This window comes from Ruminococcus difficilis, assembly GCF_016680995.1.
Genome location: NZ_JAEQMG010000117.1, coordinates 85,118 through 97,217 on the forward strand (window position 1 = coordinate 85,118; position 12,100 = coordinate 97,217).

11 protein-coding genes are annotated in these 12,100 nt (G+C 53.2%); 7 read left to right on the forward strand and 4 right to left on the reverse strand.

What is annotated here, in order from left to right:
* Positions 1-44 precede the first annotated feature (44 nt).
* Genes JKK62_RS11215 through JKK62_RS11225 form a run of 3 tightly spaced genes read left to right on the forward strand, consistent with a single transcriptional unit; the run spans position 45 to position 2,904 of the window.
* Entirely contained in the window at positions 45-836 is a 792-nt protein-coding gene (locus tag JKK62_RS11215) for an ABC transporter permease (protein WP_201427984.1), read from the forward strand.
* Positions 833-1,624 (forward strand): ABC transporter permease, encoded by a 792-nt coding sequence (locus JKK62_RS11220; protein WP_201427985.1) that lies wholly within the window; start codon positions 833-835, stop codon positions 1,622-1,624. Before JKK62_RS11215 ends, JKK62_RS11220 begins: the two co-directional genes overlap by 4 nt.
* On the forward strand, positions 1,621-2,904 hold the full coding sequence (locus JKK62_RS11225; RefSeq protein ID WP_201427986.1) for an ABC transporter substrate-binding protein: 1,284 nt from the start codon (positions 1,621-1,623) through the stop codon (positions 2,902-2,904). The genes JKK62_RS11220 and JKK62_RS11225 overlap by 4 nt, the downstream gene beginning before the upstream one ends.
* 190 nt (positions 2,905-3,094) lie before the next feature.
* Here the strand turns inward: JKK62_RS11225 and JKK62_RS11230 are convergent, their stop codons facing one another.
* The 3 genes from JKK62_RS11230 to JKK62_RS11240 form a co-directional block, all read right to left on the reverse strand.
* Positions 3,095-3,982, reverse strand: coding sequence for an HAD family hydrolase (locus JKK62_RS11230; RefSeq protein ID WP_201427987.1), 888 nt, complete (start codon positions 3,980-3,982; stop codon positions 3,095-3,097).
* Positions 3,983-4,197: 215 nt separating this feature from the next.
* Positions 4,198-4,767 (reverse strand): peptidylprolyl isomerase, encoded by a 570-nt coding sequence (locus JKK62_RS11235; RefSeq protein WP_201427988.1) that lies wholly within the window; start codon positions 4,765-4,767, stop codon positions 4,198-4,200.
* 86 nt (positions 4,768-4,853) lie between these two features.
* Positions 4,854-5,609, reverse strand: a complete 756-nt coding sequence (locus JKK62_RS11240; RefSeq protein ID WP_201427989.1) for a peptidylprolyl isomerase — start codon at positions 5,607-5,609, stop codon at positions 4,854-4,856.
* A 246-nt stretch (positions 5,610-5,855) separates the two neighbouring features.
* Between JKK62_RS11240 and JKK62_RS11245 the strand changes: the two genes are divergently transcribed.
* The 3 genes from JKK62_RS11245 (at position 5,856) to sigG (ending at position 9,395) form a co-directional block, all read left to right on the forward strand.
* Positions 5,856-6,776: a S1 RNA-binding domain-containing protein gene (locus tag JKK62_RS11245; protein ID WP_201427990.1), complete on the forward strand. Its 921-nt coding sequence runs from the start codon at positions 5,856-5,858 to the stop codon at positions 6,774-6,776.
* 384 nt (positions 6,777-7,160) lie between these two features.
* Entirely contained in the window at positions 7,161-8,465 is a 1,305-nt protein-coding gene (locus tag JKK62_RS11250; protein ID WP_436286311.1) for a DNA recombination protein RmuC, read from the forward strand.
* A gap of 147 nt (positions 8,466-8,612) precedes the next feature.
* Entirely contained in the window at positions 8,613-9,395 is a 783-nt protein-coding gene (gene sigG / locus JKK62_RS11255; RefSeq protein ID WP_201427992.1) for an RNA polymerase sporulation sigma factor SigG, read from the forward strand.
* A gap of 75 nt (positions 9,396-9,470) precedes the next feature.
* On the opposite strand, the gene JKK62_RS11260 is transcribed toward sigG, so the two are convergent.
* Entirely contained in the window at positions 9,471-11,600 is a 2,130-nt protein-coding gene (locus JKK62_RS11260; protein WP_201427993.1) for a right-handed parallel beta-helix repeat-containing protein, read from the reverse strand.
* Positions 11,601-11,852: 252 nt separating this feature from the next.
* On the opposite strand from JKK62_RS11260, the gene JKK62_RS11265 reads away from it, so the two are divergent.
* A partial coding sequence (locus tag JKK62_RS11265; protein WP_201427994.1) for a TetR/AcrR family transcriptional regulator occupies positions 11,853-12,100 on the forward strand: 248 nt, incomplete at its 3' end.

Here is a 12,100-nt window from a genome sequence, read left to right on the forward strand (position 1 = left end):
GTGTTTCGATTTCGGCAAAGCCGAGATCAGCGAGGTGTAAGCCGATGAAGTCAAAACGCCCCGCTATCCCGTATCTCGGCTGGATGCTGGTATTCACCATCGTCCCGCTGCTGATGGTGATCTACTTCGCGTTTACCGATGAACGCGGTCAATTCTCTCTGGAGCCGTTCAAGAACGCTTCCGTCTACAGTGAAGTGTTCCTGTACTCCTTGGGGATCGCGCTGATCTCCACCGTAATCTGTCTGGTGTTGGCATATCCGCTGGCGTATTCCGTTTCGCGGTGCTCTCAGCGTACCCAAAGCACGATCATCATGCTGTTGATGGTGCCGATGTGGATGAATTTCCTGCTGCGTATCTACGCATGGGTTTTGATCCTGCAAAACTACGGCCCTCTCGATATGCTATTGAACCTCTTCGGCGTCGATGTTACCCTGATCGGCAACTCCGGCGCGGTGATCGTCGGCATGGTCTATGAGTTTTTGCCGTTCATGATCCTGCCCATCCATGCCGTGATGACCAAGATCGACCCCTCGCTGATCGAGGCGGCTCAGGATCTCGGCTGCAACGGCTTTCATGTATTCACCAAGGTCATCTTTCCGCTGTCCGTGCCGGGCGTCATCTCCGGCGTGACGATGGTATTCGTCCCCACCGCGTCGACCTTCCTTGTCGCGCAGTATCTGGGCGGTACCCAGTTCATGATCGGTGACGTCATCGAGCGCGTGTTCCAGAGCGACCACAACACCGGCTCGGCGATCGCCGTGGTATTGATGATCGTCATCCTCGGCTTCCTTGTCGTGATGAACCGATTCGGAGATAAGGAGGCGGTCGCAGGATGAAAAAGCTGGGTTCCAAGATCTATTTCATTATCATCATGGCGTTTCTGTACCTGCCGATCATCTATCTGATCGCCTATTCCTTCAACGACGGCAAGACGAGCGTATGGAAGGGATTTACGCTGAAATGGTACACCGCGCTGTTCAACGACGCTCAGATCATGAACAGCCTGTATAATACGCTGATCATCGCCGTACTCGCCTCCGTGATCGCGACTATCCTCGGTACCGCGGCGGCGATCGGTATCTATAACTTCAAGGGCGGTGTACGCTCCGCCATCCAGAACGTGTCCAATTTCCCGATCATCAACCCCGAGATCGTCACGGGTGTGTCGCTGATGCTCCTGTTCACCTTCGCGGGTGTGATGATGGGCTTTGAGATGGGCTTCTGGACGGTACTGCTGGCGCATATCGGCTTTTGTACGCCGTATGTCATCCTCAACGTCACGCCGCGTATCCGACAGATGGATCCCGCTTTATATGAGGCGGCGCTCGACCTCGGATGCTCGCCGGTACAGGCGTTCTTCAAGGTTGTGCTGCATGAGCTGATGCCGGGTATCTTCTCGGGCTTTCTGATCAGCTTCACCTATTCGCTGGATGACTTTGTCATCACCTATTTCACCCGCGGTTCACGGTTCCAGACCCTGCCCGTGCAGATCTACACCATGACCCACCAGCGCATCAATCCCAAGGCGAACGCGCTGTCAGCGCTGCTTTTCATCGTGATCATCGCCATTTTGATCATCTCGAACCTCGCTTCCCGCAGGAAGAGTAAGGAGGCGGTACGATGAGGAAACTTGTTTCCATTTTTCTTGTATTGCTGATGTTAGGCAGCATCTTTCTGTTTGCCGCGTGCGGTTCGTCAAAAAGCGCGGACGGAGAAGAGGAAGAAGAAAATGAATCCGCCGGATTCCAGGGTGAGGTCAATGTCTATAACTGGGGCGAGTATGTCGATCCCGGTGACGACGGCGGCATCGACGTCATCAAGGAGTTCGAGGACACCTATCACATCAAGGTGAATTACACGAACTTTGAGACGAACGAAGAACTGTATAACGTCCTGACTAACTCCAATTCCACCTACGACGTCATCTTTCCGTCCGATTACATGGTGAGCCGCCTCAGAGAAGAGGGGATGCTCGCCAAGATCGATTTCAGCAATATCCCGAACTATAAATATATCGACGAACGCTTCAAGAATATGGCGTATGACCCCGATAACGAGTACAGCGTGCCGTATTCATGGAACTTTGTCGCGATCGGCTACAATGCCGATATGATCGAAGAGGGTTCCGTTACGGGCTTCAAGGATCTGTGGGATCCCAAGTATAAAGACGATGGCATCCTGATGTTCAACAACTCGCGTGACGCGATGGCGATCGCGATGCAGCTGTGTGATCCGCCGATCGATCCGGGCGCCGAGAGCTTTACGCGTGAGGATATCGACCGCGCGACCGAAAAGCTGATCGAGCAGAAAGCCGTCCTCAAAAAGTACGTCATGGATCAGGTGTTCGCCGAGATGGAGGGCAACCAAAGCGGTATCTGCGCCTACTACGCGGGCGACATCTACACCATGATGCTCAATAATGAGAACCTCGATTATTGTCTGCCCGAGGAAGGCTCCAACCTCTTTAACGACGCGATGTGCATCCCCGCGACCTGCAAGAATAAAGAGAACGCGGAGCTGTTCATCAACTTCATGTGCGAGCCGAGGATCGCCGCCGCGAATTCGGAGTACATCACCTACGGTACGCCGAACACCGCCGCGCTGGATCTGATCGATGAAGATATGCTCGAGAGCGAGCTGATCAACCCGCCGCAGGAATATCTCGATAAATGCTACACCTTCTCCAACATCGACGATGATATCTACGGCTATATGCAAAAGCGCTTTGTCGAAGCGTGTTCCGCGTCCGCGGAGATCAATGAGGTCGAGAAAAAGACCGTCAACCCCGCCGCGGTATGGGCTGTCGGCGTGATCTTGGCGCTGGTCATCATCGCGACCCTGATCATCATCATCCTCGATATCCGCAGAGCGGTGAAGAACAGGGGAAGGATCAACAAGATATGAGAACGGTGAACAGTTAACGGAGAACGGTTAACAGTGAATGGCGGGCGCTGCCCGCACCCGATTATAAATTGTCATGGCGAAGCTCGTAAGAGCTGTGGCAATCTCAACCGAATAAAAAACAACGCTCATGGCTTTTCAAAGAGTCATGAGCGTTATTGTTATCTATCAGTATTATCTTTATCAAAACGCGTCAGCGTTTCCCGACACCGTTCTCCGTTCTCTGTTCTCCGTTCTCCGATTCCAATTCTTTCAGCTGTCTCGCGTTTTCTTTCACCAGCTCGTCGCTGATCGCCATTTTCTTGATCAGGTTGTGCACGGTCTTGTCGAGCCTGCCTTTTTTGGTGTAGTCGGCGGGGAAGATGAAGTCCACGCGATCACCCATCAGCAGTTCTTCGACCTTGCTCTTGTTGTTGTCCTGATATACCGCGATCGCGCAGCCGCCGTATGCCTTCATCATCTTCATGCACGGCACATCGCTCAGTCCGTCGCCGATGTAGATCATGTTGGTGAAGGGAACGCGCTTGGAGTCGTCGGGCATGGAGCGGTTGAGGTCGACGTCGTTCGCGATATCCAGCACGCCCTTGTTGATGCGGTAGACGAACTGGGTCTTGTTGGTGTAGTTGACGGCGGTTTTCGGCCACAGCGCGCAGCCGTCGTCATCGTACAGGAATTCGCAGGCGAAGATCTTGGTGAACTTGTCCGCGATCCCGGAGCCCTCGATGATCTCCTTGAGCCCCGACGAGATGACATAGTGCTCGATCTGCACGCCCTGTGCCGCACCGTAGAGGTTGATGCGGTCGAACCACTCCCTGACGCCGTCATACAGCTCGATGCTCCTGCCGCAGTCGATCAGCTTCTCGCGCGTGAGGGGCATCCCCTTGCGCTTGCTCTCTTCGATCATCGTGTACAGATAGGCGAGTACGCCGTCCATCTGCGCGCCAAAGCCGAATTCATTGGCTTTGTGCCAGAATTCATCGGGGCGCAGATCGAGACTCGGGATAAAGCCGTAGTCCTGCATATCCTTTGTGCACAGGGTCTTATCAAAGTCATACATGATGGCGATGACGGGTCGTTCCATAGAGGCCTCCGGTTGAGGGTACAAAATAATGAAGATTGAAAACTGAAAACTGAAAATTGAATAAAGAAGGGCGGGATACCCGCACCCAATGAAGGCTCCCTTTGGTAAAGGGAGCTGTCCTCGAACGAGGACTGAGGGATTGTAACAAGTGACCGAGCGTTAGCGAGATACATTAATTATTCATTCTTCAATCTTAAGCTTTCAGTATTCATTTCTTAGTAGGTTGTGATCTCGATGCTGTCGATGACAACGTCGTTGAGGGGTTTATCCATCATATTGGTCTGTACGCCGCAGATGGTGTTGACGACGTCCATGCCGTCGTATACCTGTCCGAAAACGGTATAACTGCCGTCAAGGTAGTTGTTGTCGACCTGATTGATGTAGAACTGCGAGCCGTTTGTGCCGGGACCGCGGTTCGCCATCGCGACGGAACCCGCGCTGTTATGCACATTGGGGTTGGTCTCGAGCTTGAACTCCCTGCCGTAGACCGACGCGCCGCCGGTACCGTTGAAGTTGGTATAATCGCCGCCCTGGATCATAAAGTTGTTGATCACACGGTGGAAGATGGTGTTGTTGAACTTATCCGCCTTTGCCAGCGCGATAAAGTTGTTGACCGCGATCGGCGCGACCTCGGGGAAGAAGCGCATGCTGATATCGCCCCTGTTGGTGTGCAGGATCGCGACGGTATCGCCGGATTTGGGGGATGTTTTCTGATAATCCGCGGGGATATCGGTTTTCGCCGCGGGGATCTCATCGATGTTGGTGTAGCCGCCGGATAAAACCATGTTAGTTGCCTCCTTATTGCCGCAGGCTGTGAGCGCGGCAATCAAAATGATACAAAGTACAATGGGTAAGAACCGTTTCATTATTCTTATTTAGAATATTCCACGATCTCTACGCTCTGCAGAACGACGTCCTTGACGGGCTTATCGTTCTGACCGGTCTGTACCTTTGCGAGGGTGCTGACAACGTCCATGCCGTCATAAACCTGCGCGAATACGGTGTACTGACCGTCCAAGCTGTTGTTGTTGGTAGAGTTGATGTAGAACTGAGAGCCGTTGGAATTGGGATCCTGGCTGCGTGCCATCGCGACGGAGCCCTCGGTGTTGCTCAGATAATCTGAGACCTCTAAGCCGAAGCCCGTGCCGTACGCGGATACGCCGCCGGTGCCGTTGAAGTTGGTGTAGTCGCCGCCCTGTACCACGCCGATACCGCTGGTCTCGGGCTTGGTGATGCGGTGGAAGATGGTGCCGTCATAGCGATGATCCTTGGCGAGAGCCTTGAAGGAGTTGACCGCCTTGGGCGCGACCTCGGGGAAGAATTTGAAGGAGATGTCTCCGTAGTTGGTGTGGAGGATCGCGACCTCTTCACCCTGTTCGGGAGCCTTCTTCTGATATTCTGCGTCGGCTTTGTCCAGATCGGGCGCGGGTACGTCGTCGATGTTCAGCAGTGCCTCGGTGGATTTAGCGTCCTTTGCCGCGGTCTCCGCGGTATCCGCCTTGGATTCCGACTTGGATTCCGACTTGGAGGTTGCGGAGGTAGTGCCGGAGCCGACCTTCTGGTTACAGCCTGCCGTAACGGCGGCGATCATCAATACTGTCAATACGATTGCGATAATACGTTTCATGTTTGTTTCCTTTCTGCCGACGGGTTCTTGGTAAATGATAGTCGGCTTACCTTTCTATTGTATACGAAACGGCATTGTTTTTCAATACCTGACTGAAAATAAATATGCTGTCGCCGCGACGTTTATTTCAAAAATGATAAAGTCATAACTCCCATATCCCGCTCATAGATTGTATCATGTAAAAAACTACCGCGTTCCCGTGCGCCGGATCGGCGTTTGGCAGACGGCGGTATCAGGAGGATCATCATGACGGCATTTCTCCCGGAGGGAAAGAGAATCGATACAGCAGAAAACAGCAACGCGCTGAGCTCCTATGAAAATATGCGCGCGGCGATGGAGCGCGGCGATATTCTGGAAGCGCGCGCGGTATTGTGCGACCACGACCATAATCTGAAGGTCGATCTGCCGTGTATGCGCGGCGTGATCCCGCGTGAGGAAGGGGCGCTGGGGATCCGTGAGGGCAGTGTGCGCGATATCGCGGTGATCTCGCGCGTCGGCAGAGCGGTGTGCTTTGTCATCAAGGAATTCATCCGTCGGGAGAACGGCATGACGGCGGTGCTGTCCCGCGCGGACGCACAGCAGCAATGCGCCCGACAATATATCGGCGGGCTGCATGTCGGCGATGTCATCCCGGCACGTATCACACATCTGGAGCCGTTCGGGGCGTTCTGCGATATCGGGTGCGGACTGGTGGCGCTGATGCCGATCGACGCGATCTCCGTGTCGCGCATCGAGCATCCCGACGAGCGCTTTTCGGTGGGGATGGATATCTATGCCGTGGTCAAGTCCGTCACCGATAACCGCGTGACCCTGAGTCATAAGGAGCTGTTGGGCACATGGGCAGAGAACGCCGCGCGGTTCGCGGTAGGGGAGACGGTGACGGGTGTGATCCGTTCTATCGAGAACTACGGCGCGTTCGTGGAGCTCATGCCGAATCTGGCGGGGCTTGCCGAGCTGCGGGATAACCTGCGTGTCGGCGATACCGCCGCTGTGTACATCAAGAGCATCATCCCGCAGAAGATGAAGATCAAGCTGATCATCATCGACCATTTCGGCGAGCCGCATGTGCCGGCTGTGCCCGATTATTTCATCACAAGCGGACATATCGAGTGTTTCACTTACTCGCCGCCGGAGTCCAACCGTTTGATTGAAACAATATTCCGATAATGTAGGGGTCGGCGCCCCGACGACCCGCAAAAGGAATTGTAGGGGTCGACATTTATGACGACCCGTATGGCAGAAACATCACTCTCCTAACACTTGTTTTCGCTAACAGAAACGTTCGTTATTTTGCGGATAGGGGCACAAGTATTTAATGACCATCCCTGCGGAATAATAGATCTGCTTCGCGTTTGGGTGACACTGAACGGAAAGGTTGCGGGATGTCGCAAGCGTCATCCCCTACATAGACTTGCGATCGTTTGATGCCGTACTCTGATTTAGATGACGCGGCACAAAAGACAAGATAAAGACGCATGCGTCCGTTTGACAATATGTGGGGTTCCGTGATACAATAGCCTCAACAACTTGTGATGAGGTGTTTTGATGGAAATGTATCAGTTTATCATCCTCTGTTTGCTCGCGCTGGCGGGGTTGATCGCCGCGATCGCCGCGATTATTATTATTCCAAATAAGAATAATAACAACAGTGAGGAGATCGACCGGCTGCGCGCCGAGATCGAAAAAAGCACGCAGCTGACGATGAAGAATACCAATGACGAGATCGCCGCCCTGCGCACCGAGGTCATCACCTCGACCCAGAATTCGGTCAAGAATATGGGCGAGATGATCGCGACCAACCAGCAGAGCTTTTCCGCTTCGCAAAGCGAGAAGCTCGGGCATTTTGAGGAGCGCTTAAAGACCTTCTCGCTCGAGAATGAGCAGAAGCTCGAGAATATCCGCCGCTCGATGGAGCAAAAGCTCAGCGATATCCGCGAGGATAACAACAAGCAGTTGACCGAGATGCGCACCACCGTTGACGAAAAACTGCAAAAGACGCTGGAGGAGAAGATGAATCGCAGCTTCGCGATGGTCAGCGAACGCCTCGAACAGGTGTACAAGGGTCTGGGCGAGATGCAGACCCTCGCGGTGGGCGTCGGTGATCTGAAGAAGGTGCTCTCCAACGTCAAGACCCGAGGCATCGTCGGCGAGATCCAGCTCGGCAATATCCTCGAGGAGATCCTCACCCCCGACCAGTACGACACCAACGTCGCGACCAAGAAGGGCTCGCGCGATGTGGTCGAATTCGCGATCAAGCTCCCCGCGCGGGATGACGGGTTCATCTACCTGCCCATCGACTCCAAGTTCCCCGGCGACAGCTATGCCGCACTGCGCGACGCGTATGACAGCGGCTCCAAGGAGGCGGTCGACGCCGCGGCAAAGAATCTGATCAACACCATCCGCCGCGAGGCGAAGGATATCCGCGACAAGTATATCGACCCGCCCAACACCACCGAATTCGCCGTGATGTTCCTGCCCTTTGAGGGCTTGTACAGCGAGGTGGTCAACCGCGGCATGGTCGAGCTGTTACAGCGCGACTATAAGGTGAATATCGCGGGTCCGTCCACGATGGCGGCGCTGCTCAATTCGATCCAGATGGGCTTCAAGACCCTCGCCGTGCAGAAGCGATCGGCAGAGGTCTGGAACCTTTTGGGCTCGGTCAAAAAGGAATTCGAGACCTTCAACACCGTGCTTGTCGCGACCCAGACCAAGCTCGATCAGGCGAACAAGGAGCTGGATAAGCTCGTCGGCGTGCGTACCCGACAGATCACCCGCAAGCTCAGCGCCGTGGAGAGCAACGATACTCCCATTGAAGCATATTTTTCTTCTGTGGAAAATAATATTGACGATGCATAAAACGTCATCGCGAAGCCCGAAGCCTTCTGAATCGGTTGAGATTGCCAAGAAAAAGACGCACGCGTCCTCGCAATGACTATTGATATTTCAGAATGAAATCATCCCTTCGTGACCATACTAAAGGCAGTATGGACACGGAGGGATTTTTTGCAGTATCATAAGGTCGAACTGTGCGGCGTGGATACCGCGCGGCTGCCTGTATTGAACGAAGAACAAAAACGCGGATTATTATTGAAAATGCGCGACGGCACCGCAACAGAACGGAAAGCGGCAAGAGAAGAGATGATCAACGGCAATCTGCGGCTGGTGCTCAGCGTGATCCAACGCTTCACCGGCAGGGGAGAGAACCTCGACGATCTCTTTCAGGTCGGGGTCATCGGGCTGATCAAGGCGATCGATCATTTCGACGTCGGCTTGGATGTGCGCTTTTCCACCTACGGCGTGCCGATGATCATGGGCGAGCTGCGGCGGCATCTGCGCGACTCCGGCAGTGTGCGGGTCTCACGCAGTATGCGCGACACCGCCTATCACGCAATGAAGGCGAAGGAGGAGCTGACGGTAAAACTCAACCGTGAGCCGACGGTGGAGGAGATCGCCGCGGCGATCGATACGGATAAGGAGAGCGTCGTGCTGGCGCTCGAAGCGATCGTCGAGCCGGTGTCGTTATACGAGCCTGTCTTTTCCGACGGCACGGATACGGTGTACGTCATGGATCAGGTGGGGGACAAGAGTGACGACCGCGACTGGCTGGAGGAGATCGCCTTTAAGGAGGCGCTCAAAAAGCTTTCTGACCGCGAGAAGCGGATCTTATCCTTGCGCTATTTCCGCGGAAAGACCCAGACCGAGGTCGCCGAGGAGATCGGAATCTCCCAGGCGCAGGTCAGCCGCATTGAAAAAGGCGCGATCGACAGCATCAAAAGGGAGCTGTAATGCAGAACACCCGCCCTGTCGCGTGATGACAGGACGGGTGTTATATTGTTATCTTTTTGTACCGGTCTGTTGTACTTATCTTCTTGCTCCGCTCAGACCCCATGCGAATTCCGGGACTACTTTTCTGGCGTCGTAACCGGTGGTGTTGCGGTTGTTGCTGCCGCTGTTGCCCCAGTGGTAGGCGATGTCATCGCAGTGACCGCAGAAGTTTTCGACCAAGACGGCAGCGCCTCTGCCGGAGGTGTTGTTGGTGAAGGTGCAGTTCTTGATGCTGTGAGCATTTCCGTCGATCAAATCGATTCTGATCGCGCCGCCGACGTTTTTGGAGCTGTTGTTGTCAAAGGTGCATCTCTCGATGATCTGAGTGTAGTTTTGTCCGCAGCAGCACCAAACAGCGCCCGCCTGATCGTTGGTCGTGTTGCCGGTGAAGGTGCAGTCATAAAGCTTGAGTGCGTTTGCTGCGATCGCACCGCCGGCGCCCTTTGTACCGTATTGGTTGTTTTCTTCGGAAGTGTTGTTTTCAAAGTTGCAGTTTTTGCAGATCACGCTTTTGGCGTCGATCGCGCCGCCGCAGCCATTCGCCGCTTTGTTGCCTTTGAAAGTGCAGTTCTCGAAGGTGGGGTACTGGGTAGAGGGCAGATAGAAGGCGCCGCCGGTTAAGCCGGAGTAGTTATTGGTGAAGGTGGAGTTGGTGACGTTGACCTTTGCGTTGCAGGAAGTGATCTGGATCCTCTGGCAGTTTTCGACATGGCAGCCGTCTAAGGTAACGGAGTGTGCTGTACTCCACCTATCGTCGTCCCAGAAGTTGATCGGTGATAAGGATGTGTTACGGATCGTGACATTCTTCATAACAAGGGCGTCGTTGCTTTTGTTTCCTTCGCAAACTGCACACGCACCGCCGACGATCGTGCCGTCCTTGATGGTCAGTGTCGCGTTATAGTACAGATCGAAGAGGAAGATCATCTTGTTGGCGGTACAGTCGATGGTATGACCGTTGAGGTCAAAGGTGATGTTTCTGTTGTAGTTGATTTGGAAACCACCATTGTTTTTGAAGTCATACTGGCCTTCGGGGAGACCTTCGTAGTTGAAGCCTTTGTAGGGGTCTGCCTTGATGTCGCCGTTGAGGGTGATGGTGTAGGTAGGGCTCGCCTTAAAGGATTGCGCCCATGCTTCGGCGATCGTGTGGAAACCCTTGATGTTCTTGCCGCCCACTGCGTTCGGGATCTCGGAAGTCGCCTGCATAAAATCGCCGTTGTTGTTGTTTTCTTCGATAACGCTCTTGTAGATATCGTTGACGGAAGAGAGAGAATCAGTCAGGTCTTTCGCAAAATTCTCGAAGTAGGCATAGGGTTGCTCATTGTCGTTTGCCTCGTAGATGCCGTTCTTGATCTCATACTCTCTGACCTTGTAAGCCATGTTGTTGAGGGTGAGGATGGTGAAGTAATCGAGCGTGACGTTCGCTTCCATGAGTTCGATCTCTTCGTTGACGTTGTTGAGGAATTCGAGAAAGTCGGGAGAGGTCGCCCAGTCGTGCGCGGTCTCCTTGTAATTCGCAAGGATCTTGTTCATGAGGTACTCGGAGGTTACGCGGTAGCCGGAGCGATAATCTGTAGAGGAACGAACGCCTTTGATATATTCTACCATTCTGTTGAAGTTCTTTTCCAGAGCGGAGAGGTCGCAGGAGGACTGGGAAAGGATCTTGTTGTAGGTTTTATAGGTGGTGTTGTCGATCACGCCTTCACCGGGGGTGGTGATATTGGCGTCGAACTGTCTGATCTTCCTGACTGCTGCCTGACAGTCGTCGCTGATGCTGTCCGCTTCAAGGCGGAAGTCCTTGGAGTCGATGTTGGAGTTGATGAGCTTGAGGTTTTTCATCTCTTCGTCGTGATAACCCTCGAGCTTATTTGAAAGATTGTCGAGTTTATCAAGCACATCCTGGATGGTGGGAGAGTTGTCGTCTTCGTCGAAAAGCAAGCCGAGAAGAAAGTTGACGCCTTTTTTGAGCACCGTGTTAACGATGCCTTCTTCGGTGACAGCGTCGATCGCTTTTTCTGCGCCGTTGGACGCTGCTTCTTTGATAATCCCTTTGTAGTCGATCTCAAGTGCCGAAGCAGATGTTGTCGCACATGCGCTGAACAGGGAAAAAAGTGTAACGACAGATAATGCGGTTGCGATGATTCTGGTTTTGATGGTTCTCTTTTTCATGTGTTCTCCTCTTTTCCGTATTTGTATGTGGAAGAGTCTGCTCGGTTTTGGCGGGCTCTCATTTGATTGCAACACTATGATAGCATGACAGTCAGCCGGCTTCAATTATCAATCTTGCCCTAAAGTGTTCACTTTTGAACACTTAAAGGCTGATCTGTTCAAAATCAAACAAATTGCAGGATATTTGTAAATGTGCTTGAATAATCATTCGGCTTTTGATAAAATTACCAATATGAAAAGGCTGGTGATAATATGACTGAACACAAAGTCAGCAGAAAAGCGCTGAAAACAAAGAAGCAAATCGGTACCGTACTGGCAGAGCTTCTGCAGGAAAAGGAGCTCAGAGATATTACGGTGCATGAGATAGCGGAGAAGGCGGATGTCAGCCGCACGACCGTCTACAACTATTATCTGGACGTTTACGATATTTACGAACAGTTGGAGAATACGGTTCTGACGGAACTGGGACTTTTGATCACGGAGCACGGAGTGAAAACGAC

What these genes read in the sequence shown, in the direction of transcription:
- JKK62_RS11215 (WP_201427984.1), top strand. Translation starts at nt 45, where the DNA reads ATGAAGTCAAAACGCCCCGCTATCCCGTATCTCGGCTGGATGCTGGTA.
- JKK62_RS11220 (WP_201427985.1), top strand. Translation starts at nt 833, where the DNA reads ATGAAAAAGCTGGGTTCCAAGATCTATTTCATTATCATCATGGCGTTT.
- JKK62_RS11225 (WP_201427986.1), top strand. Translation starts at nt 1,621, where the DNA reads ATGAGGAAACTTGTTTCCATTTTTCTTGTATTGCTGATGTTAGGCAGC.
- JKK62_RS11230 (WP_201427987.1), bottom strand. Translation starts at nt 3,982, where the DNA reads ATGGAACGACCCGTCATCGCCATCATGTATGACTTTGATAAGACCCTG.
- JKK62_RS11235 (WP_201427988.1), bottom strand. Translation starts at nt 4,767, where the DNA reads ATGGTTTTATCCGGCGGCTACACCAACATCGATGAGATCCCCGCGGCG.
- JKK62_RS11240 (WP_201427989.1), bottom strand. Translation starts at nt 5,609, where the DNA reads ATGAAACGTATTATCGCAATCGTATTGACAGTATTGATGATCGCCGCC.
- JKK62_RS11245 (WP_201427990.1), top strand. Translation starts at nt 5,856, where the DNA reads ATGACGGCATTTCTCCCGGAGGGAAAGAGAATCGATACAGCAGAAAAC.
- JKK62_RS11250 (WP_436286311.1), top strand. Translation starts at nt 7,161, where the DNA reads ATGTATCAGTTTATCATCCTCTGTTTGCTCGCGCTGGCGGGGTTGATC.
- JKK62_RS11260 (WP_201427993.1), bottom strand. Translation starts at nt 11,600, where the DNA reads ATGAAAAAGAGAACCATCAAAACCAGAATCATCGCAACCGCATTATCT.